Annotated in this window: 18 protein-coding genes and 1 tRNA gene; 12 read left to right on the plus strand and 7 right to left on the minus strand. The window is 63.8% G+C overall.

Annotation, left to right across the window (positions count from 1 at the left end; all coding sequences use genetic code 11):
- The 4 genes from YH64_RS26500 to YH64_RS26515 form a co-directional block, all read left to right on the plus strand.
- Positions 1 to 1,316, plus strand: a 1,316-nt coding sequence (locus tag YH64_RS26500; protein ID WP_143215553.1) for a nucleobase:cation symporter-2 family protein, incomplete at its 5' end; no start/stop codon positions are given.
- A 162-nt stretch (positions 1,317 to 1,478) separates the two neighbouring features.
- Positions 1,479 to 1,563, plus strand: a tRNA-Leu gene (locus YH64_RS26505).
- A gap of 287 nt (positions 1,564 to 1,850) precedes the next feature.
- A complete protein-coding gene (locus tag YH64_RS26510) occupies positions 1,851 to 2,468 on the plus strand; it encodes a nucleotidyltransferase domain-containing protein (RefSeq protein WP_046807258.1) in 618 nt (205 codons plus the stop codon).
- A complete protein-coding gene (locus YH64_RS26515) occupies positions 2,452 to 2,895 on the plus strand; it encodes a hypothetical protein (protein ID WP_046807257.1) in 444 nt (147 codons plus the stop codon). Before YH64_RS26510 ends, YH64_RS26515 begins: the two co-directional genes overlap by 17 nt.
- A gap of 512 nt (positions 2,896 to 3,407) precedes the next feature.
- On the opposite strand, the gene YH64_RS26520 is transcribed toward YH64_RS26515, so the two are convergent.
- Positions 3,408 to 5,042 (minus strand): ATP-binding protein, encoded by a 1,635-nt coding sequence (locus YH64_RS26520; protein ID WP_046807256.1) that lies wholly within the window; start codon positions 5,040 to 5,042, stop codon positions 3,408 to 3,410.
- 492 nt (positions 5,043 to 5,534) lie between these two features.
- Here YH64_RS26520 and YH64_RS26525 point away from each other — a divergent pair, with 492 nt between their 5' ends.
- Both YH64_RS26525 and YH64_RS26530 read left to right on the plus strand, forming a co-directional pair.
- Positions 5,535 to 6,845, plus strand: a complete 1,311-nt coding sequence (locus YH64_RS26525; RefSeq protein ID WP_046807255.1) for a hypothetical protein — start codon at positions 5,535 to 5,537, stop codon at positions 6,843 to 6,845.
- A 67-nt stretch (positions 6,846 to 6,912) separates the two neighbouring features.
- Positions 6,913 to 7,380, plus strand: a complete 468-nt coding sequence (locus tag YH64_RS26530) for a MarR family winged helix-turn-helix transcriptional regulator (protein ID WP_046807254.1) — start codon at positions 6,913 to 6,915, stop codon at positions 7,378 to 7,380.
- Positions 7,381 to 7,451: 71 nt separating this feature from the next.
- On the opposite strand, the gene YH64_RS26535 is transcribed toward YH64_RS26530, so the two are convergent.
- From YH64_RS26535 to YH64_RS26560, 4 genes are all read right to left on the minus strand, one after another.
- Positions 7,452 to 8,768 carry an MFS transporter gene (locus tag YH64_RS26535; RefSeq protein ID WP_046807253.1) on the minus strand — a complete coding sequence of 439 codons (1,317 nt, stop codon included), beginning with the start codon at positions 8,766 to 8,768 and terminating at the stop codon, positions 7,452 to 7,454.
- 59 nt (positions 8,769 to 8,827) lie between these two features.
- Positions 8,828 to 12,193 (minus strand): cytochrome c, encoded by a 3,366-nt coding sequence (locus tag YH64_RS30665; protein WP_255444761.1) that lies wholly within the window; start codon positions 12,191 to 12,193, stop codon positions 8,828 to 8,830.
- Positions 12,190 to 12,801 carry a (2Fe-2S)-binding protein gene (locus YH64_RS26555; RefSeq protein ID WP_082134645.1) on the minus strand — a complete coding sequence of 204 codons (612 nt, stop codon included), beginning with the start codon at positions 12,799 to 12,801 and terminating at the stop codon, positions 12,190 to 12,192. The genes YH64_RS30665 and YH64_RS26555 overlap by 4 nt, the downstream gene beginning before the upstream one ends.
- 94 nt (positions 12,802 to 12,895) lie before the next feature.
- On the minus strand, positions 12,896 to 14,053 hold the full coding sequence (locus YH64_RS26560; protein ID WP_046807251.1) for an FAD-dependent monooxygenase: 1,158 nt from the start codon (positions 14,051 to 14,053) through the stop codon (positions 12,896 to 12,898).
- Positions 14,054 to 14,325: 272 nt separating this feature from the next.
- Between YH64_RS26560 and YH64_RS26565 the strand changes: the two genes are divergently transcribed.
- The 6 genes from YH64_RS26565 to YH64_RS26590 are packed head-to-tail and all read left to right on the plus strand — an operon-like array spanning position 14,326 to position 21,238.
- A complete protein-coding gene (locus YH64_RS26565; protein WP_046807250.1) occupies positions 14,326 to 15,102 on the plus strand; it encodes an Asp/Glu racemase in 777 nt (258 codons plus the stop codon).
- Positions 15,099 to 15,941, plus strand: a complete 843-nt coding sequence (locus YH64_RS26570; RefSeq protein WP_046807249.1) for an alpha/beta fold hydrolase — start codon at positions 15,099 to 15,101, stop codon at positions 15,939 to 15,941. Before YH64_RS26565 ends, YH64_RS26570 begins: the two co-directional genes overlap by 4 nt.
- A 39-nt stretch (positions 15,942 to 15,980) precedes the next feature.
- A complete protein-coding gene (locus tag YH64_RS26575) occupies positions 15,981 to 17,054 on the plus strand; it encodes a 2,5-dihydroxypyridine 5,6-dioxygenase (RefSeq protein WP_104141771.1) in 1,074 nt (357 codons plus the stop codon).
- Complete coding sequence (locus tag YH64_RS26580; RefSeq protein ID WP_046807247.1) at positions 17,051 to 17,737, plus strand: isochorismatase family protein; 687 nt, start codon at positions 17,051 to 17,053, stop codon at positions 17,735 to 17,737. Before YH64_RS26575 ends, YH64_RS26580 begins: the two co-directional genes overlap by 4 nt.
- Positions 17,738 to 17,785: 48 nt before the next feature.
- Positions 17,786 to 20,149, plus strand: coding sequence for a molybdopterin cofactor-binding domain-containing protein (locus tag YH64_RS26585; RefSeq protein WP_046807246.1), 2,364 nt, complete (start codon positions 17,786 to 17,788; stop codon positions 20,147 to 20,149).
- A gap of 54 nt (positions 20,150 to 20,203) precedes the next feature.
- A complete protein-coding gene (locus YH64_RS26590) occupies positions 20,204 to 21,238 on the plus strand; it encodes an XdhC family protein (RefSeq protein ID WP_082134644.1) in 1,035 nt (344 codons plus the stop codon).
- Here YH64_RS26590 and YH64_RS26595 read toward each other — a convergent pair.
- Positions 21,168 to 21,713 (minus strand): GAF domain-containing protein, encoded by a 546-nt coding sequence (locus tag YH64_RS26595; RefSeq protein WP_046807245.1) that lies wholly within the window; start codon positions 21,711 to 21,713, stop codon positions 21,168 to 21,170. The genes YH64_RS26590 and YH64_RS26595 overlap by 71 nt on opposite strands.
- On the minus strand, positions 21,713 to 23,065 hold the full coding sequence (locus tag YH64_RS26600) for an MFS transporter (protein WP_046807244.1): 1,353 nt from the start codon (positions 23,063 to 23,065) through the stop codon (positions 21,713 to 21,715). Before YH64_RS26600 ends, YH64_RS26595 begins: the two co-directional genes overlap by 1 nt.
- Between the last annotated feature and the right edge of the window lie 19 nt (positions 23,066 to 23,084).

The raw sequence follows: 23,084 nt of genomic DNA on the forward strand, positions 1-23,084 counted from the left end.
ACGGCCCCGACGACCGCCCCGCGCCGCCCGTCGCCTTCGTCGCCGCGTTGCAGCACCTGCTGGCCATCCTGGTTCCCATCGTCACCCCCGGCCTGTTGATCTGCCAGGCGCTGGGCGTCAGCAGCCGCGACACCACGCTGATCGTGTCCATGTCGCTGGTCATCTCCGGCATCGCCACTTACGTGCAGTGCAAGCGCTTCGGCCCGCTGGGCGCCGGCTTGCTCATCGTGCAGGGCACCAGCTTCAACTTCGTCGGCCCGCTGATCGCGGGCGGCTCGGTCATGGTCAAGCAAGGCACGCCGGTCGAAGCCGTGATGGCCGCGATCTTCGGCGTGGTCATCGCCGGTTCGTTCGTGGAAATGGGCATCAGCCGCATCCTGCCCTTCGTCAAACGCCTGATCACCCCGCTGGTGACCGGCATCGTCGTGCTGTTGATTGGCCTGACCTTGATAAAGGTCGGCCTGATCAGCATGGGCGGAGGTTTCGGCGCCATGGCCAACGGCACCTTCGCCAGCGCGGAAAACTTGACGCTGTCCGGCTTGGTGCTGGGCACCATCATCCTGCTGAACCGCGTGCCGGTCGTCTGGATCCGCAGCACGGCGCTGGTGCTGGCACTGGCAGTCGGCTACATCGCCGCCGCGTCCATGGGCCGCCTGGACTTCACCGGCGCACGCGAAGCCGCCCTGTTCCAGATCCCCGTGCCGCTGCACTTCGGCCTGGGCTTCTCGTGGGCGCTGTTCGTGCCGATGCTGATCATCTACCTGGTCACGTCGCTGGAAGCCATCGGCGACGTCACCGCCACCAGCAAGGTGTCCAAGCAGCCCGTCGAAGGCCCGCTGTGGATGCAGCGCATCAAGGGCGGCGTGCTGGTCAACGGCGCGAATTCGCTCCTGGCCGGCGTGTTTAACACCTTCCCCAGCTCGGTCTTTGCGCAGAACAACGGCGTGATCCAGCTGACCGGCATCGCCAGCCGCCACGTCGGCGTATGGATCGCCGGCATGCTGATCCTGCTGGGCCTGTTTCCCGGTGTGGCCGGCGTGCTGCAAGCCGTGCCCGAACCCGTCCTGGGCGGCGCCGCCATGGTGATGTTCGGCGCCGTCGCCGCGTCCGGCATCAACATCCTGGCTGGAATTCAGCTGGACCGCCGTGCGTTGTTGATCATCGCGGTGTCGCTGGCCTTGGGGCTGGGCGTCTCGCAAGTGCCTGAAATTCTGTCGCACCTGCCGCACGCGGTGAAGAGCGTGCTGGAATCGGGCGTTGCCACCGGCGGGATCTGCGCCTTGGTCATGAACTGGTTCTTGCCGGAAAAGAAGTAGATAGTGCTTGAGGGCTGGGTCCGTTTTCGGCTGGATGGCCGGGCGGATCCGGCCTTGATCAGGGGCTGGATTTGAGGCCGCCTGACAATTTTTGAAAGTACGCATATAATCGCTGTCTTCGTTCTCCCGCAGCCGTCATCTGGACGTGTTCGCGACCCCCTTGCCCGGGTGGTGAAATTGGTAGACGCAGGGGACTCAAAATCCCCCGCCGCAAGGCGTGCCGGTTCGATTCCGGCCCCGGGCACCAGAAAGCTCTCAAACATCCGCCGGTTTTTTTCTTGCCCGCGCAACGCAAATTTCTCAGCATTTACTGCGCATACGTTCCGCCTCTTGATGGCGTAGAGCGATGTGGTTGTGAACGGCAGGTTCGTTTGATGAGCCGAGAATGCGCTACCGAAGATTCCAAAGCCTCTGCATACGCAGAGGCTTTTTTCGTTGATGCGCGTGGGGTTGGACAACACAAGGCGTACGCTCAACTACTCGCGCGCACGGCCACTTCCAAAGATACCCAATTTGGGTACAATCACACCCAATATGGGTATAACGATCGAAGCCCCCCTCGCGCACAGCGGTCTCGCTGACGCGCTTTTCCCCGGCACCAAACAACGCGTGCTAGGGTTGCTTTTCGGCCAACCGGATCGCAGCTTCTATGCCACGGAAATAATCGGCCTCGTTGCCAGCGGATCCGGATCGGTGCAACGCGAGTTGGCCAACTTGACGCAGGCCGGCTTGGTCACGGTGAAGGCGGTCGGCAATCAGAAGCACTACCAAGCCAATCCCGACTCGCCCATCTTCGCGGAACTATGCGCGATTGTGCAGAAGACCATCGGCTTGGCCGGACCGCTACGCGAGGCGCTTGCCCCTCTGTCCTCAAAGATCATGGCGGCGTTCGTCTACGGCTCGGTTGCTAAAAATACCGACACCGCCCGCAGCGATATTGATCTGATGCTGCTTAGTGACGACATCAGCTACGGCGATGTGTTTGCGGCGCTGGAAGATGTGGGGAACAAGCTCGGCCGGCCGGTGAACCCCACCATCCTCACGCGCAAGGAATTCACGAAGCGCGTAGAGGCGCAAGAGTCTTTCCTGACCCGAGTGCTGGCGCAGCCCAAGATCTGGATCATAGGAGCCGACGGTGACCTCCCCACTTGAAAAGCTGAGTGGCCCGGGAAAATCGCTGAAGGCTGAGCCTGCCGATACCAAAGAATTTGAAGGCCTGAAACGCTCGGGGCACGCAAGGTTGCGCGACGCCTGCAACGTGTCGCTTTCAATAGAGAGCCGCTTCGACTTGGCCTACAACGCCGCCCACGCGCTGTGCTTGGCGGCGTTACGCCGGAGCGGCTATCGCTGCACCAATCGCTATCTTGTCTTTCAGCTATTGCCGCACACACTTGGACTCGGACCGGAGGTGTGGCGCATTCTGTCGAAATGCCATGACATTCGTAATCTTGGCGAGTACGAGGGCGACTTGAATGTGGATGAGCGGATCGTCACTGATCTGGTGGTGGCATGCCAGGTTGTTGCGGCGAAGGTTGATGCGTTGGGGCCGTTGAACGAGGGGAACGCGCGCAGCACTTGATAAGGGTGGTAGCGCTGGAGCGCCCTCCATGCAATCGTGGTTAGGCGACGCCCAATTTCAACGGCGCCGTGCTCGCCTTCAGACGCCTTCGCCACGCGCAATGTCGGTTAGGTCCTACCGGCACTAGCTCTTCGGCTTGGTTATCTCGATCTCTATGGCTAGTAAGCTTGCGTTCCTTCAAGCCGCTGCGGGACTAGTCTTCGATCTGCGGAGAGCGAAATAAATCGCCAAGCTCCTGGAGGCTCAAAAGTTTTTCTTGATCCGCGTGCTGGCGCCACCCAAGATCTGGATCATAGAAGGTGACGGCGACCTCCCTGCTTGAAAGGCTGAGTGGTTTTAAGCGTGAAGTCTGTACCCAAGGAAATCGGTCGTTGCGGTAAAGTGCCCGCATTCGTTCCCGTTTTGCCCGACGGACGATAGAAATGTCTGATTCATAGGCTAATAACGGCGTATCGCCCAGACTCTATCGCCCGGCTATCACTGATAGGCCGCGGATTGTCCGATAGGCTGCATCACATCGCCCAGTATCGCCGCCAGCGATTGCTGCCCTCAAAACGCACCGCACCGCGTTCAATCAAATCCTCAAGAGCTCGCTTGACTTGCTTCGGATGGATTTCGCCGCCGATACGCTGGTGGATGTCGCTGATGGCTGATTTGGGATAGCGCTGCAGGTCTTCCAGCACCAGCGCAGCCAAACGGTGTGGCTCGATGCGTTTGAGGGTGGTTTCCCCAATAAATTGCAAGCTGCGAAGCAGTTTCGGATCAATAAAGTAGCGTGTCGCTTGGGTGCGTCCGGCGCTTTGCACCAGTTGCCAATCTACCAAGCGTTTGATCCAAGGCGGCAGGGCATCGACCGAGGGCAGCTCTAATTTGGTGACCAGTTCGCGAGCGGTCAGTGCTTCGTACTGTGCCAGTAGCCCCAAGGCAATACGCTCACGCTGCGTGAGCTGATAGGTTTGATCCGCCTGGGCGATAAAGTCGATGACCTCGGGTTTCAGGATGCGGCGGCGGACCGTGACCTGAACGCGATCATGTGTTTCGATCAGTTCCGGCATCGGACGACCTTGTGAAAGCAGCACCTCAAAAATTTTGTCAAAGCCGCTTCCCTCGCGCTCCATCAGTTTCAAGTCATGGAACAGACGGGCTAAATGCTCGTTGCGGCGCACCGTGGTGTGCAGCACGTTCTGCGGCGTGACGCCAAGAGGCAGCGGACCAGGGTTAACCACTTCCAATCGGTCTGGGTGCAGCATCAAGAAGATATCGCCGCGCTGGGTATAGGGCCGGTGCACCAACGCGTTGACTAGCAACTCACGCACCACAATTTCATCGAAGGCGGGCACGTTTTGACGATACAGGCCGTCCGGCAGTTCGTAGCGCTCACGGAAATCCGGCACTTCCGCCCAGACCGCTTCGATCAGCTCCATCGGGCTTTGCGTGTGATCATCCCAAACGAGCTTGTTTACCTTCTGCCCTTGCTCGTCGTACTTGATGAACTGAATCACCGGCGCCGTCGTCAGTTGCGCACGATGATGCTGACGGCCAAGGCAGAGCACGCCTAGGTTGGTAAGGGACTGTCCTTGCGCGAGAAGATAGTGATCGATCAATTCTTCGTCGGACTTTTCCTTGACTGACGCCTTAACCCGGTCGGAAGCGCGTAAGGCCTGCAGCAACTTGTCGCATTTGGCGGCATCGATCTCAACGCGCGGAATATGCAGAGTGGTTTGCGTTTCCCACGGCACCGCGGAACGCTCGGTAGCCAGACGCATCACATCGTCGCCAGTCACCGGCTTGCTTTGGTCAGCCACACGCAGGAAATAGCGACCATCCGTGGTAGACGCAACGGCTACGGCGCGCGGGATACGCAGATCGATGTACTGGCCTCCATTCGGAGCGGTGACGACATCCGGCAGCACCGTCACGTTGACGGTGCGCTCGCTCAACTTGCGGCGCAATATGTCGGCCAGATCCACGGGTATGTGTTGGCCAACAGGCGGGGAGTCCTGCCCATCCTCGATACCCAGAAGCAGACGACCGCCAGTCGCATTGGCAAAGGCAACGCAATCCTTGGCGATTTCGTTCCAGTCTGCTGTCTTGCCGGTTACCGCGCGCAAAGACTTCTGGTCGAGGAGTTGTCCTTCCAGGCTCATGCGATGCCTTTCTTCACTAAATTCATTTTTGCTCGCCCCCGTCTTCCGGCTCATCATCAGCACCGCCGGCCCGCACCCACCGATCCACCTCAGAGAGCTGCGGCTACCCAAGGATCAGCACTCACGGCATTAGGATTCAAGAGTCTTCCAAAGTCGTTTAACGTCGCGGTGAGTCTAGCAGACAGGCCCGATGATGTTCACCTTGACAGCCTGTGCCTACGCATGAGCTTTATGCTGCCACCAGTACTCAGGCCGTTTACGTCAGCCGGACTTCCTCGCTTGGCCCTAGAAAGCCAGCAACATGAATCGCACTGCTGGAACGGTGAGATTCTCGTGGTGGAGACACCATCGACGCAGATAAGGTCGGGCCTCTCAAATTCGGCATACGGGGTTTTGAAGCGCTTTATAAGTCCACCGCGCCCCAAGCCGCTGTCAGGTAAAGTCCCGTTCAACAGCGCGGCAATCACCTTCAGACAATCGCATCCCCTCCCAATGACCACCACCCCCTACCGGGATTACCTCTTCGGCCTGATCATCTCGATTGCCCTGGCCGGGTGGCTGGCATTCCTTGGCCTTACCGCCGCGTTAACTCCCGACCTGGGCTGGGGCATCGTCGCCCTTCTTACTGCCGCAATCTGGGTGGGCGGGCCACTGGCCATCCTGCTGATCATCGTCTGGCTCTACTACCTTTCTCGCGATCGGGGCCGTGTGCCGGGCCGGGTCCATGCCTGGCTGTTCTTGCCGACGCTGATCGCCATGCTGATTTACCCGGCCAGCGAATCGTTCGAAAAATCCAAACGCGAGCGCTTTAGCGATGCGCATCCCTATATTGCCGAAACGCACGTCAACCTTAGCGGCAAAGATCTGTGGATCGACACCACGCCTTACGCCACCACGTCGTCGGGTGCAGGGCCAAGAATGCCGTTTGCGGCCGCTGAAGCGCAGCAGTTCATGGTGTTCAATCGATATCCCAGCCCGGCCGCGACCCAGCCTTTTCCGTATGACGGCACGCGCTTGCGCGAGGATATCGCGCAGTACAGATATCTTTCTGCGTCGGGCGATGCTGTCGCCGCATCGTTGCCGTTGACGCGTCTTGCTTACCCGGACGTGGCGCGCTTTTCATCGGCGCTGAATAAGCCGGATAGATCGATGTTGCGGTATCTGTATTTTCATTATCCCGACCGTGTCGAGGTTGCCCCTGTGCTGAACCGTTTGGCGGGGATGACTGAGCAGCGTCTTGATCGAAAGGGGCAGCACGGGCTGGTGTTGCTCAGTGCGGTCAATTACACCAGCAGCGCTATCGCTCGGCTTGAAGTGAATGGTCAGACGCTGGATATCGGCGACCGCGCGCTTGTTTCCCTCGCGCCGTTGCCGGCCGCCTGCCATGATTTTGCGCGGCCTATCGGTGCGGCGTTTATTATGCTTAGCCGGCCACTGGCGCTGCGGTGGCAAACGACTGGCGCGCCGGGAACGCCGGGAACTCCGGGAACGCCGGAAACGCCGGAAGCGCCTGAACCCAGCAGCACTGCCAACGCCGCCCACCCCTGGCACACCGCAACGCTGCACGCGCCCGCGTTTCGACATCCTGAACCCGTTGACGGAGAATCCACGCTGATGCGTCTACAGCTGTATTTCCTGCCTGACGGCACGGTCGAAGTGGAACGCTTTGTGCAGGTACATTTGCCGAAAGACAAACTAGGCATACGCGCCACCGGCGTACCCGCACGCGCGGCCCCTTATGCAAGCTGCGGCGGCGCATACAGTACCTACAACCCGCAAACCGTGCCGCTGCTGGCAAACTAGACATACCGTCAATCTGCACACCGTTGATAAAGATCATCATGACCCATGCATTGCTTCGGATAGGCTTATGCGCAATATGAAAGGCAAGTCCTCGTCCACCACGGAAGGCTATTTGTTTTCTGATCAGATAGGTCACCTGCTGCGGCGTGTCTATCAGCGTCACACCGCTTTGTTTCAGCACTACATCCCCGACTCTCAGCTCACCGCCGCGCAGTTTGTCGTGCTGTGTTCGGTGCGGGATAACGTTGCAAGTTCACTGGCGGACCTGGTCAAGGCGACGGTCATTGACCAAGCTACGGTGCGCGGCGTGGTGGACAGGTTGAAGCAGCGCGAATTGGTGCAGGTGGATCACGACCCGGTTGACCGGCGCAAAGTGGTTATCAACCTGACGCCCGTCGGGCAAGCGCTGGTTCAAAAGATGGAACCGTTTGCCAAGCAGATCACGGAAAGCACCTACGGCAATCTGAACCCGGCCGAGCGCGTGGCGCTGCATTTTCTGCTGACCAAAATGTTGAACGGCGACGAACAGGTCTGAGCTGTTCGTCGCCGTTACTGGCAGCACGCCGGCGCTATTCACGCCGGCGGCACCCCCGATTTACACCACCATCAATCCAGCGCGCGGTTGCGCGACTCCACGTCTACCGACCAGATCGACACGGCGCCCGCCAGCAACATGCTGGACAGCACGACTAGCGACAGCGTGAAGTGGCTGGTCATGATGGGCGCGATGATGGCCGGGGCGAACAACCCGCCAAAACGCGCCACCGCGCCCGCCATGCCCATGCCGCTGGCGCGCAAGTCCGTTGGGTAGACCTCGGGCGTGAACGCATATAGCGCGCCCCACGTGCCCAGCAGCGAAAAGCTCATCAGCAAGGTGGAACCGATCACCACGGCGGGGTCGGTGCCCAGGCTGTACAGCATGCAGCCTACCGCGCTCAAAATCAGGAAGCCGACCAGCGTGGGCTTGCGGCCCCAGCGTTCGACGCCATAGGCAGACAGCGCAAAACCAGGCAATTGCACCAACGCCAGCAGCACCAGGAATTCCTGGCCGCGCATGAAGGCAAAGCCGGCGGTGCTGAGCTTGATGGGCAGGTACACGAAGACGCCGTAGTACGCGATGGAGATCAGCGCCCATGCCAGAAGCAGCCCGATACTGCGGCGGCGGTAGCTGGGCGAGAACAAGGCGAACATGGATTTGTTGACGGGCGTTTCCGGTTGCAGCGCGGGCACTTCGATGTTGCGCTGGTTGACGCGCGCGACGCGTTCCAGCACTTTGCGCGCCTGGTCGGATTTGCCGTTGCGGTTCAGGTACATCGGCGATTCCGGGATGTAGAACCGCAGCACCACGCCGATCAGTGCGGGCAGGCCCGTAACGAAGAAGATCACGCGCCAGGCGTCATCGCCCCACGACACCGCCGCCAGCGCCAGCAGCGCCAGGAAGATGGTGCCCACGGCCCAGAACGATTCCAGCAGCACCAGCCAGCGGCCACGGCGATCGCTGGGCAGGAACTCGGCCATCATCGTGTAGTCCACCGGCAACGTGCCGCCCACGCCGATGCCCGTCAGGAAACGCAGGAGCAGCAGCCACGTGAACTCAGGCGCGAAGGCCGAAGCCACGCCCGCGCAGGCGTCGATGACCACCGCGATCATCAGGACGGGTCGCCGGCCGATGCGGTCGGCCATCCGGCCGAAGACGAACGCCCCGATCAACATGCCGATGAAGAAGAACGTGCCGCTTTGCAGCGCTTGGGGCACGGTGATGCCAAAGGTCTTGGCGATGGACGGCGCGGAAAAGCCGATGGACAGCACCTGCATGGCGTCGGCCATCCAGACCAGGCCAAATATCACGAAGAGCCGATACTGGAACTTGCCGACGCCGGCCACCTGAATGGCCTTGTCCACGGATACCAATGAAGCTGACATAGATGAAACCCCTTGATGTGATCATCACTAAAGCCGCACGCGTTATGGCCGCGTTTTCCTTAATTCAGCTCCGCATGGTTGCGTAGCTGTTTAATCGTCGTGCCGGGATCGGCCCAGGCCTCTTTGTCCGGCGCAAAACGTTCCCGCAAATAGCCCAGCAGGTCGGCGACCTGCCTGTCGTCAAGACTGTCCTTGAAGCCCGGCATGTACCCCAGCGCGTCGTCGGCGGGTTCCTGAATGCCGTGCAAGATCACCTGGATCAGGTTGTCGGGCGTGTCGGCGTGCAGGTTGGTGTTGGCGCTTAGCAAGGGCTTGGCGCCGAACAGCGTGGGCCCGCTTCCGGCCTCGTGGCAGACCGCGCAGGCGTTCTGATAGATGCGTTCACCGTTGGCGCGCCGGCCTTGCAGGGATTGGATCGTTGCAGCGGCGGGCGTGGTGGCGGAGGCAGACGCAGAGGAAGTCTTGGGCGCAGCCGCGGTGTCGGTTGTGGTCTCGGCCGTGGTCTCGGTCTCGGTCTTGGACGATGGCGAGGGCAACGACGGCGAGGGCGACGGTGTCGCAGAAGCCGATGCCGAAGCCGATGCCGAAGCCGACGCCGAAGCCGATGCCGAAGCCGATGCCGCCGACGCAGCATATTCGCCGTTGCCGTCGCCCTGCCGCTTCGGTAAGTCCAGCAAATATGTGGTGATCGCCTTGAGGTCGTTGTCCGGCAATTCTGCCAAGCCGTGGATCACGGGCGCCATCGGCCCGGCCGCCACGCCGTGGCTGGGGGAATAGCCCGTGCGCAGATACTGGAATAGTTCATCACCCGACCAGGCGCGTGGTCCGCTGGCCAGTTGGTTCAAGGCGGGTGCGGTCCAGCCTTCTGCCTCGCCCCCTGCCAGGTAATGCACGCCCTTCTTCTCCGCGCCCAGGCGGTTGCGCGGTGAATGACAAGCGGCGCAGTGGCCAACGCCCTCGACCAGATACGCACCACGCAGCCACTGCGCGCTGCGCGACGGGTCCGGCGTGAAGGGCGTGGCGTCGTGAAACAGCGCATTCCAGCCGGCCAAGAGCGGGCGCATATTGAAGGGGAAGGCCAACTGCGTCTTCGGCGGCTCGGACTTAACGGCGGGTTGCGACATCAGGTAGCCATACAACGCCTGCATGTCCGCTTCGCTCAATTTGGCATAGGCCGTGTAGGGAAACGCGGGATACAGCTGACGGCCGTCCTGGTGCACGCCCTGGCGCATGGCGCGCTCGAACGCGGGGTAGGACCAGCGGCCGATGCCGGTGTCGTTGTCGGGCGTGATGTTGGTGGAATAGATCGTGCCGAAGGGGGTGTCCAGCGCCAGACCGCCCGCGTTGGCTTGGCCACCGGGCGCGGTGTGGCAGGCGATGCAATCCCCGGCAGCGGCGACCAGGCGGCCCCGTTCGATGGCCCGCATGGAATACAGGGAAACGTCGGGGCCAGCCGTTAAAGGCAACGCAGGCTTGATGGGCCACAGCGCGGCGACCATGCCGGCCAGACCGGCGACGCCGGCCGCGAGCCACACGCCGGCTCGCGCCAGACGACCCCGCGCCGACGTGCCCCACGTTGATCGCCCATGGTCTTGCAACGCCAAGCGCAACGCCTCGGTGTCGAACGGCGCTTGCCGCAGGCGCACGCCGGTTGCGTTATGGATGGCGTTGGCGATGGCGGCGGCGGCGGGCAAGGTGACCACGCCGTCCATGGCCAGACGACCTTGTGTGACGTTGCCGTCCGCGACGTCTCCCGCCGGGCGGGGCAGCATCGCGCCGTCGCTCCCTTCGTAGGGGCGTACGGCCCGGCCTGGCGCGTCATCCTTGAATGACGGGCTGACCCAATCGTCAAACGCCGGCGGCCCCGCCAGCAGACGGCGCGCGTTATCCAGCAGCCATGGCGTTTGCTGTTCGATATGGGCGTGAACGGGCGCGCCTTGCGCCGGTTGCAGGCGCTGGCTGTCGTGGCCGGCGACCACGCGGGTGACTTCGACCTGACCGGTTTGGGCGCGCACGGATACCTCGGCCACCCAGGCGCACCACACCATGCGGGCGGCGCCGTCGTCATCCACGCATTGCACCTGTGCGGTGGCGAAGCCCGTGCCATGCAGCAGGCCCGCGCTGGGCGCTGGGGCGGCGTCGGCGTCGGCGTCGGTGTTTGCGTCTGCGTCTTCGCCTGCGTTTGCGTTTGCGTCTTCGCCTGCGTCTGCGCCTGCTCCGGCGCCGGTGTTTAATCTTGCGCGACTCACGACTTGGCGCGCCAGCTCGCGGCCCTTGCCTTCGGGCAGGTGTTCCACGCGCCACGCGATGGGATCTTTGCCGTGGGCTAGCGCGGCTTCATGCCATTGGCTTTCTTGCGCAAAGACTTGCGCGGCGTTCAATTCATCCACACTGGCGCGCAACGGGGGCAGCGCGCGCCGGGGTGACGTTACCGACGCGCCGCATACCGTCGCCTGTGCCGACGCGCCTGCCAGCGCGGGCTGGCTCAACAGCCGCGCCAGGCTCGGGCGCACCGCCCAGGGTGCATCGGACCGCAACGACGCGGCGCCGGCAGCGGCGCGCGAGTCGGGTTGCGGCGCGAAGGTAGTGGCGTTGGTGGCCGAGGCGTTGGAGGTGTCGGCGTTTGAAGCCCATGCATTCAAAGCAGCAGCATTCGAAGCACCTGCATTCGAAGCACCTTCATTCGAAGCACCTGCATTCGAAGCACCTGCGTTCAAAGCAGCAGCGTCCCAACCCGCCGAGTCGAACGTCGCATCATCGACCGGCAGACGCAGCACCAACTCTTCAGCAACACCCGACCGGCAGGCCACGCACACCGGCCGGCCCACTGCTTGCGACAGCAGCGCGGCGTCGGCGGCGGCGTCCATCAAGTCCAGCGGATGCACCGCGTCGTGGCCTTCGGAGACCGCCTCGTCGATCGTGGCATGCACCGTGACGCGGATCGTCTCTTGCGCTTGTTGCAGCAGCGCCGCCAGCTCGCGGCGTATCTGAGCTTGCGTGCCGGGCGTGCATGGCGGCAGCCACACGCCGGCATGCCCGTTCAGCGCCCATACCGTCGCCCGAGCACCGGCTGGCGCTTCAAAGGACGGCAGGCACAGGCCATAACGAATTTCGTCCGAATCCGCGACATCATCACGTGGCGTCTGGACTGAATCCGGCGCTTCCCATACGGGCGCCAAGGCCATGGCCGCCTGCCTGGCATGAACGGGCGAGACGGCGACGACGCCCGCGAAGTGTGTGTGCCGAACTACCGTCACAACGCCCGACAGCGCGCGCGCCTGATCCCACTGCGCCTTCTGCAAGACGCTGCCGCGATACCGCGCGCCATCCCACAGCACGGCAGGCGGACGCAAGGCCACGCCGTGCAGCAGGTCCGCGGGCAGGCCCAGGTGATGCAGCGGTGACCCCAGCGCGTCCTGGCTCATCGCGCGGGTCCGCCATCCGCAAGGTCAACACCGCCCGCAACATCCGCGACAGCCGCGACAGCCGCGACATCCGCAACACCCACAACACCCGCAACACCCACAACACCAACACTTTTCGCCCGCAACTGAACCGCCCGCAGCGCCGCCTGCATGATTTCCACATGCGTGCCGCAGCGGCACAGGTTGTGATGCAGTTCGCTGCGCAGCGCGTCTTGCGTGGGGTCAGGATTGCGGCGCAGCAGTGCTTCCACCGTCATGATCATGCCGTTCAGGCAATACCCGCACTGCGCTGCCTGGCAATCGATAAATGCTTGCTGCGTCGTGCCCGGTTGCTGACGTGTGCCCAAGCCTTCCAGCGTGACCACCGCCCTGCCCTGCGCGGCCCGCACCGGGATCACGCACGACCGCGCGGCCACGCCGTCGATCAATACCGTGCACGCGCCGCACTCGCCCAGGCCACAGCCATACTTCGGCCCGTTCAGCGCCAGGTCGTTGCGCAGCACGTGCAGCAGCGCCGTGTCGGGCGCGGCCGGCACGGTGCACTCGTCGCCGTTGACGTTCAAGCGGATCGGCTGAGTAGCGCGGCAGGAATTGACGGTGGGTTCCATAAGGCGTGGCGCGTGGTCGTAGTTCGAAAAGTACGAAGGTTGCCGCGACACGGGACTAGGGGCAAGCCCCCTGGCACGCGCGGCGGACAGATCCTCAGGCCGCGGCCCGCGTCTTGGGGTCTACCAGCGGTTCGTTGAACACGTCATACCCAAAGCACCACGACGGATCTTCATTCGTGCGCAACCAGGTGTTGTCGTGCGAAATGCGCTGCACCTTGCTGGCGCGTTCGGCGCGGTTGGCTTCGTACAGCGCAAAGGCCAGCTCATGGTTCTGCACGCCCACTTCCTGGAAGCAGCGCGCCAGCATGGCGCCATCTTCAATGGCCATGGCCGCGCCTTGCGCCATGTGCGGCTTCATGGGGTGGCAGGCATCGCCCAGCAACACCAGGCGGCCACGGCTCCAGAGCGGCAGCGGGTCACGTTCCAGCAGCGACCACTTGGTGACGTCCACCGTGGCGTCGATCAGCGCCTGCACGGTGGGGTGCCAACCGCTGAAGGCTTCGCGCATTTCATCCTTGCTGCTGGGCAGCCAGCGGTCGTTCAAGTCCCAGTGTTCCACCGGCACGCCGGTGACGTAGTAGAGCTCGTCGGCTTTGCTGGTAACGAAGTACACCATCATGTGGCGATCATCGCTCCACCATTTGACGCAGGAATCGAAGGGCAGCATGCCGGGCTTGGTCCGCGGCGTGGGGAACACCGCGCGGTGCGCCAGATAGCCCGCGTACTTGGGCAGCTCTGGCCCCAGCAGTTCTTCGCGAATGCGGGAATTGACCCCGTCGGCGCCGATCACGATGTCCGCCTCTTCCGAGGTGCCGTCGGCAAAGTGCATCAGCACCACGTCGCCGCGATCTTCCACGCGAGTCAGGCTCTTGTCGTACGCCACCACGTGCTTGGGCAAGGCGTCGACCAGCAAGGCATGGAAGTCGCCCCGGTGCACGGTCAGGTACGACGCGCCGTATTCCTTGACGGCGTAATCGCCCAGCGGAATCTGCGCCAGGATGTCGCCGGTTTCCCAATGGCGGCTGTACCAGAAGTCCGGGTGCGAGCCCTGCGCGTTCAGCGCATCTTCGATACCGATGCGGCGCAGGATCTTCATGACGTTCGGCCCCACGTGGATACCGGCCCCCAATCGCGAAAAGCCGGGCGCCTGCTCGTAGACGCGAACGTTAAGCCCTTGCTTGAGCAGCAGCGCGGCGGTGGCGGCGCCGCCCAGGCCCGCGCCGACGATGGCGATACGAGGGGATGTAGACACGGAACTTCTCCTTGCTGGATGGTGAAAGACTGCTGAAGCCAATTCAGGAAATTATGGAGTACACGCTTAATTTATGGATACATAAAAAGATGACCCGCGCGTAAACCCGAAGGGGAATCACCAAAATAGCGCATTTCCCGCGCACACTTAGGTGAAAACCACTACAACAAGCGGGCTGGTCATCTGCGCTGCTCTTTGCAAGAATAGAGCGTATACGCTTCTTTTGAATTTATCGAAAACCCTAGGCCCGCCCTTTTTTCCAAGGCTTCTCCATGACGAAGACATTCCGTATCGGCCAGATCGTTCCCAGTTCCAACACCACGATGGAAACCGAGGTGCCCGCCATGTTGCAGGCGCATTCGTCGCTGCGCCCCAACGATCGCTTCACGTTTCATTCCAGCCGCATGCGCATGAAGAAAGTGCAGAAGGAAGAGCTGGCCGCCATGGACGCCGAAAGCGACCGCTGCGCGCTTGAACTTAGCGATGCGCGCGTCGACGTGCTGGGCTACGCCTGCCTGGTGGCCATCATGGCCATGGGGCGCGGTTACCACCGCGTGTCTCAGAAACGGCTGACCGAGCGCACCGCCGAAAACGGCGCGTCCGCGCCCGTCATCACCAGCGCGGGCGCGCTGGTCGAGGCGCTGCATGTGATGGGCGCCAAGAAAATCGCGCTGGTCGCGCCCTACATGATTCCGCTGACCGAACTGGTCATGGACTACATCGCCGCCGAAGGATTTGAAATCGTGGATTGGCGCGCGCTGGAAATTCCCGACAACCTGGACGTGGGCCGCCATGACCCGGCCAAGCTGCCGGGCATCGTCGCCGGCATGAATGTGGCCGACGCCGATGTGATCGTGCTGTCCGCCTGCGTGCAAATGCCGTCGCTGCCCGCCGTCTCGCAAGTGGAGGCGGAAACCGGCAAACCCGTTCTCACGGCGTCCATCGCCACCACCTACGCCATCCTCAAAGAACTGGGCATGGACCCAGTGGTACCCGGCGCCGGCGCCCTGCTATCGGGCGCTTTCCCCTACTCCCGGAGCGCACAATGACCCAAGCCCAAGCCAATAGCACTTTTCTGTACGGCGCCAACGTCCACGCCAACGGCATCCGCCAGCACTACCTGCGTTACGGCGGCACGGCGGGCGAACGCGCCGGCCGCCCCGCCATCATCCTGATTCCCGGCATCACCAGCCCGGCCGTCACCTGGGGCTTTGTGGCTGAACACCTGGGCCGCCAATTCGACACCTATGTGCTGGACGTGCGTGGCCGGGGCCTGTCGGCGTCCGGCCCCGGGCTGGACTACGGCCTGGACGCGCAAGCGGCTGACGTCAATGCGTTTGCCCAGGCGCTGCAACTGGCCCACTACGCGCTGGTCGGCCATTCCATGGGCGGCCGCATCGCCGTGCGCGCCGCGCGCAGCCAACCCCAGGCGCTGACTCGCCTGGTCCTCGTGGACCCCCCGGTATCCGGCCCGGGCCGCCGCCCGTATCCGGCCAATCTGCCGTGGTACGTGGACTCCATTCGCCAGGCCACGCACGGCATGAGCGCCGAGGACATGCTGGCCTTCTGCCCCACCTGGACCGAAGCCCAGCGCCAACTGCGCGCGCAATGGCTGCACACCTGCTTTGAACCGGCGATTGTGCAGAGCTTTGAAGACTTTGGCCGTGACGACATCCACGCGGACCTGCCCGCCATCAAAATCCCGATGCTGCTCGTTACCGCCGAAAAAGGCGGCGTCGTCGGCGATGACGATGTGGCCGAATGGCAGGGGCTGGCGCCGCAGACGCAGCACGTGCGCGTACCCCGCGCTGGCCACATGATTCCGTGGGACAACGAAGCCGGCTTCTACGCCGCCTTCGGCGATTTTCTTGGCAGCAAGATCGACTGACCCGCCCTTTTCCCAATCCGCTGATTCAAGGAGCCCGCCATGTCCGTCAGCGATATCGATTTGATCCACGCCTGGAAGCAGGTGCTGACGTTGTCGCGGCTTGAAGCCGGACAGATCGTCACCGTGCTGACCGGCGCCGACACGCACCCGCAAACCTTGCGCTGCGCGATCGCCGCCGCCACCGACCTGGGCGCCCGCGTCAACCGGCTGGACCTGCCGCCCGTCAACGCGGAAAAGTCCATCAGCCGCGACGCGCTGGCGTATCTGGGCGCCACGCCGCTGACGGGCAACCCGGCCGCCATCGCGGCGCTGAACGCCAGCGACCTGGTGCTGGACCTGATGACGCTGCTGTTCTCGCCCGAGCAGCATGACATCTTGCAGACCGGCACCAAGATCCTGCTGGCCATCGAACCGCCCGAAGTGCTGTGCCGCCTGGTCCCCACCGAGGCCGACCGCGCGCGCGTGCAGGCCGCCGCGCGTCGCATCGAAGCCGCCAAAAAAATGCACATCACGTCCGACGCCGGCACCGACCTGCGCTGCGAACTGGGCGAATTCCCCGCCATATCCGAATACGGTTTCGTGGACGAACCTGGCCGCTGGGACCACTGGCCCAGCGGCTTCGTCCTGACGTGGCCCAACGAAGGGCAAAGCCAAGGCCGCGTGGTATTGGACCGTGGCGACATCCTCTTGCCCATGAAGGACTACGTGACCGATCCGATTGAACTGGTCATCGAGAACGGCTACGTCACCCGCATCAACGGCGGGCTTCAGGCAGACATCCTGAAGGAATACATGGCGGCGTATGAAGACCCGGAAGCGTATGCCGTGTCGCATATCGGCTGGGGCCTGCAACCGCGCGCGCAGTGGTCCATGCTGGCGCACTACAACAAGGAAGCGCACATCGGCATGGACGCGCGCGCCTTCGAGGGCAATTTCCTGTGGTCCATGGGCCCCAACAATGAAGCAGGCGGCAGCCGCACCACCGCCTGCCATATCGACATCCCCATGCGCCATTGCAGCGTGGCGCTGGACGGCCAGCCGATGGTGACGCGCGGCGTGGTGCAAGACGAACCCGGCCTGGCGCACGCCGCCCGCCGCAAGGACAACAAATGAATGCCTCTACCCAAACCATTCCCGCCGACGCCGTCGCGGGTGACATCTCGGCCTACTCGCGGCAAGGCTTCGGCACGCCGTTGCCGCTGAAGGCGCCCTTTGGCCTGCTGATCGTGGACTTCGTCAACGGCTTTGCCGACCCGGCCGTGCTGGGCGGCGGCAACATTGCGCCGGCCATTGCGCAGACGCGGCACTTGCTGGCCCACGCGCGTGAACGCGGCTGGCCGGTCGCGCACAGCCGCATCGTGTTCTCGGACGACGATGCCGACAGCAACATTTTTTGCTTGAAGGTGCCCGCGATGTTGGCCCTGAAAGAACATAGCCACAACAGCGCCATCGTGCCCGAGCTTGCCCCGGCGCCCGGCGAATACGTGGTGCGCAAAAGCACGCCGTCTGCATTCTTTGGCACCATGCTGGCGCCGTGGTTGGCGCAGCGCGGCGTGCAGACTTTGCTGGTGGCCGGCTGCGTGACCAGCGGCTGCGTGCGCGCCAGCGTGGTGGATGCCATGCAGGCGGGCTTTCGGCCGCTGGTGGTGTCCGACTGCTGCGGCGACCGCGCGCTGGGGCCGCACGAAGCCAACCTGTTCGACATGGCGCAGAAGTACGCGGCTGTCATGCCCTTGGACCACGCGCTGGCCGAGACGCGCGCGTTGGTGGATGCCCCACTGCCGGCCGCGCGCTAAGCGCGACATAATCGTCAACCGGCCCGGCCCCTCTCCTTCGCTGCCCTCATGACCCTGCCCCAGCCCCACCTACTGCCTGGCGCGCTGCTTGCCCACCCCGACGCCTTGCTGGTGGTGCGCGAGCCGTCCGCGCCGCCCAAACCCGCGCCGGGTCAGCCGGGCTCCGCCACCGAATACGTCCAGCCCACGCCCGAAATATTCGTGGCCATCGTGCGCGATGCCGGCCTGGTCGCGGGCGACACGCCGTCGCCCGGTTGGCGCGTGCTGGCATTCAACGGGCATGTGGACCTGGGCACCGGTATCCGCACGTCACTGGCGCAGATCGTTGCCGAAGAACTGGACGTGCCCCTGTCACGGCTGGACATGGTGCTGGGCCACACCAGCGCCGCGCCCAACCAGGGGCCGACCATCGCCAGCGCCAGCATCCAGATTTCGGCCGTGCCATTGCGCCGCGCCGCCGCGCAAGCGCGCGAACATCTGCTGATGCTGGCGGCGCAGCGGCTGGGCGTGCCGCGTGACGCGCTGTGCGTGCGTGATGGCGTGGTGCAGGTGCGGGACCAGCAAGATCGCCAGCCACGCCAAGGTCGGCACGACGACGGCGATACGACGCATCACAACGATGCCGCGCCACACTGCCCGCAAGCGCTCAGCTATGGCGATCTGCTTGCCGGCCAGCACATCCGCTTGACGCTGGCCGCGCCCGACGCACCCGTCCGCCTCAAACCCGCCAGCGAATATCGCATCGTCGGCCAGGGCGTCGCCCGCGTGGACATCCCCGCCAAGGCCACGGGCGAACTGAGCTTCGTGCACGACGTGCGCGTGCCGGGCATGCGGCATGGCCGCGTCGTGCGCCCGCCGCACCCCGGGCGCGATGCCGGCGACTTCATCGGCCAATGCCTGATCGATGTGGACCGCGCCTCCGTGGCCCATTTGCCGGGCAATGTGCAGGTGGTGGTGCAAGGCGATTTCATCGGCGTCGTGGCCGACCGCGAAGAACAGGCCATTGCCGCCATGCGCGCCCTGAAGGTCCGGTGGAAGCCCATTGCCCCCGCGCCCGACCTGAGCGACGTGGCTGCCGCCATCCATGCCAACCCGGCCCGCGCGCGGCCGCTGATCGAAGACGGTGACGTGGACGCCGCCTGCGCCCAGGCCGCCACGCACCTGCGCCGCCGCTACGTCTGGCCGTATCAGATGCACGCGTCCATCGGCCCATCCTGCGCCGTGGCGGATTTTCGTGACGGGCGATTGACGGTATGGACGGGCACGCAAAACCCCCACATGCTGCGCACCGATCTGGACCGCCTGCTGCACCTGGGCGAAGGCCAGATCGACCTGATCCGCCTGGAGGCCGCCGGGTGCTACGGGCGCAATTGCGCGGACGACGTCTGCGCCGACGCAGCGCTGCTGTCGATGGCGGTGGGCGCGCCGGTGCGCGTGCAGCTGACGCGTGAACAAGAACACCAATGGGAGCCCAAGGGCACCGGCCAGTTGATGGACGTGGGCGCCGCCATTGACGCGCAAGGCAACCTGCTGGCGGTCGACTTCGCCGTGCGCTACCCGTCCAACGATGCGCCACTGCTGGCCTTGCTGTTGACCGGCGCCGTCTCGGGCGACCCGCGCACACTGGAAATGGGCGACCGCACCGCCGCGCCGCCCTATCGCTACGCGGCGCGGCGCGTCGTCTGCCACGACATGCCGCCGATCGTGCGTTCGTCTTGGTTGCGCGGCGTATCGGCCCTGCCCAATTCCTTTGCGCATGACTGCATGATCGACGAGCTGGCCGAGGCCGCTGGCGCCGACCCGGTCGAATACCGCTTGCGCAACCTGGACGACGCGCGCGCCGTCGCGCTGATCGACGCCACGGCCAGGCAGGCGGGATGGCAAGCGCGCGCCGCCGGCAGCCGGGGCCAGCCGGACGCCGACGGCTTACTGCGCGGGCGGGGCATTGCCTATGCGCGCTATGTGCACAGCAAGTTCCCCGGCTTCGGCGCCGCGTGGGCGGCCTGGGTCATCGACCTGTGCGTGGACCCGGCCACGGGGCGCGTGCGCGTCGAGCGCATTGTCGTCGGCCAGGACACGGGCATGATCGTCAACCCGGCCGGCGTGCGCCATCAAGTCCATGGCAACGTGATCCAGACGCTTAGCCGCTGTCTGATTGAAAAGGTGTCGTTTGACGACGCCGGCGTGGCCAGCCGCGAATGGGGCGGCTACCCCATCATCGGCTTCAAGGACGTACCCGCCATTGACGTCTTGCTGATGCCGCGCCAGGACGAACCGCCGATGGGCGCGGGCGAATCCGCATCCGTACCCGGCCCCGCCGCCATTGCCAACGCCTTGTTCGACGCCACCGGGAAGCGCTTTTACGAAGCGCCATTCACGCCCGACGCCGTGCTGGCGGTGTTGGCGGCCTGACCCACGCGACAACGCCACACAACAACACATCAACGCCACGCAAGCATCAGCCCCATGACGGACATCAACATCCTGGTATTACGCCAAGCCTTGGCCTGGCAACAAGCCGGCATCCCGGCCTGGCTGTTCACCGTGGTCCGTACGTGGGGGTCGTCGCCCCGGCCCGCCGGGTCGATCATGGCGATGAACGCGCAAGGCGCGGTGGTGGGGTCGGTGTCTGGTGGCTGCATTGAAGACGACTTGGCCGATCGCGTTCGCGCCCTGGGCGATGACGCGCACTTGCCGGTGCTGATGCGCTACGGCGTGCTGGCGGACGATGCACGCCGCTTCGGCATCCCTTGCGGCGGCACGGTGCAATTGTTGATGGAACGCATCGGCGCGCACAGCCTGCTGCCAGAACTGCTGCAAGCCTGCGTGGAGCGGCGCTGCGTCACGCGTACCGTCGATCTGTCATCCGGGCACACGCGATTGCAGGGCGCACAGCCCGACATCGCGCCGCAATTGACTGACGCGACGTTGACGGTGGGCTTTGGCCCCACGGCGCGCCTCATCGTGATTGGCGCGGGTGACACCAGCCGATATCTCTGCCAGATCGCGCTGACCTTGGGCTTTGAAATCATCGTCTGCGACCCGCGTGAATCGCATCAGGGCGATTGGGCGCAGGACGGCATAACTTTCACGCGCGAGATGCCGGACGACGTCATCCTGCGCGTGCAACCCGACGCACGAACCGCCGTGGTCGCCTTGACGCACGACCCCAAGCTGGATGACCTGGCGCTGATCGATGCGCTGCAATCCAACGCTTTCTATGTCGGCGCCATCGGCTCGCGCAAGAACAGCGACCAGCGCCGCGCGCGGCTGCGCGATTACTTTGATCTGACCGACGCCGACCTGCACAGGCTGCGCGGCCCGGCCGGCGTATTCATCGGCAGCAAGACTCCCGCCGAGATCGCGTTATCGATCATGGCGGAAGTGGTGGCGGCAAAGAACGGAGTGAGCTTCCTTGCCGCCGCCCCGCTCACACGCTGTCCAGCCCCGAACGATCAACCGCCGCCGCCGCCGCTTGCGCAGCCTGCATTTCCTCAATGAAGACCGGCGCGCACATGCCCGCGATCACCGCCGCCAGATCCCGGTCGGCAAGATCGTAGGCCTTGCGACCGGCCAGCAGGTTCAGCGACCCGATCACCCGGCCCTGGTAGCGCACCGGAATATTGAACGCGGATTGCAGGCCGCGCTCGATCAGCATCGGCGCTTCGGAAAACACCGACCGCACGTCGTCTTCATCGCTGGCCACATACAGCAGGCCTTGCTCCAGCACATGACGCGACCACGGCCCGTTGCCCGTGGCCTTGAAACCGCCCAGCGGGCTGATGCTTTCATCCGACGTGTACAAGCGCTTCATCAGCCGATGCTCTGCCAGATACAGCAGCGCGGTGAACAGCTGATGCCCGAAGGCGTCCGCCAGCAAGGCCGACACCACTTGCCACTGCGCCGCGCGGTTTTCTGCCTGAGCCAGTGCCCGCGCATGCGCCGCCCACGGCGCCAAGGTTGATGTCTGCGTCATCAGTGAATCGCCTCCAGCACCACGCCACGCGTGTTCTTGCCAAAGAACAGGATGCCCAGCCCGCCCACCAGCAAGATCGCCGTCATCATGGCGAACACGCCGGCAAAGCCCAGTACGGGATACGCCACGCCGACGATGGTGGGCGATGCAATCGAGCCGATGCGCGCAAAGGCCGATGCCGCGCCCATGCCGGTTGCCCGGATCGAGGTCGGATAGATCTCGGCGGTGTAGGTGTACTGACCGGCAATCACGCCATTCATGCCGAACGACAGCAACATGCTCAACATGATGATCTGCTGTTCACCACTGGCCAAAGCCAGGCCCAGCGCCGACAGGCACGACAGCAGCATGTACGCCAGAATCGTGTACTTGCGGCCGATCTTGTCGTTGAAATACGCGGCGGAAAAATAGCCGGGAATCTGCGACAGATAGATCAGGATGGTGTACGAAAAGCTCTTGGTGATGGTGAAACCGCGCTCGACCAGCAAGCTGGGAATCCACACCAGGAAGGCGTAGTAGCAGAACAGCACCGTGATCCAGAACACCCACACCAGCACCGTCGTGCCCAGGTAGGTTTTCGAGAACAAGGACGTCAGTTTGTCCATCGCGCTTTGCGGATTTTCGGCGGCGGTAGCGGCGCGGCGCGTCGCAACGGGCGTGGGCAGCGGACGGCCCAGCTTTTGCTGCACTTCGGCTTCGATGGCCGAGCAGATGCGGTCGGCTTCGGCGGTCTGGCCGGTGTGTTCAAGCCAGCGCGGCGATTCGAACAGCGACTTGCGCCACCACAGCAAAAACACTACCGGCACGGAAGCAATCACCATGATCCAGCGCCAGCCGTCGTCGCTCATCGGCACGATGAAATAGCCCAGCAACGCCGACAGCACGAAGCCGAACGAGAAGAAACCCGCCAGCGCGCCCGTGAAGCGTCCACGGTATTTGCTGCTGACAAATTCCGCCAGATACGGCGCGATGATGGCGCCTTCCGCGCCCATGCCGATGCCGGCAATCATGCGCAGGATGTAGAACTCGTGATAGTTGCGCGCAAACGCGTTGATGAACGTGGCCACGCAGAACAGCAGCAAGGCCCACATCATGATTTTCTTGCGGCCGTAGCGGTCACCCAGGATGCCCGAGAACAGCGCGCCCACCAGAAAGCCGACGTACGTGCTGCTGGCGATCCAGCCGATCTGGCCGGTGGATAAGCCCCACTGCGTGCGCAGCGAGGGGATGATGAAGGCAATGATGCCGGCGTCCAGTGCTTCAAACGCAAGCCCCAGGCCGCCGATCATCAGCAACCTGAAATGGAAGCTGGAAAACGGTAGCCGTTCCAGGCGGTCCGATACGGAATACATGGTGAAGATTTCCGGAAGT

The sequence above is a fragment of the Achromobacter sp. LC458 genome (assembly GCF_001005835.2).
GTDB lineage: Bacteria > Pseudomonadota > Gammaproteobacteria > Burkholderiales > Burkholderiaceae_B > Achromobacter > Achromobacter spanius_B.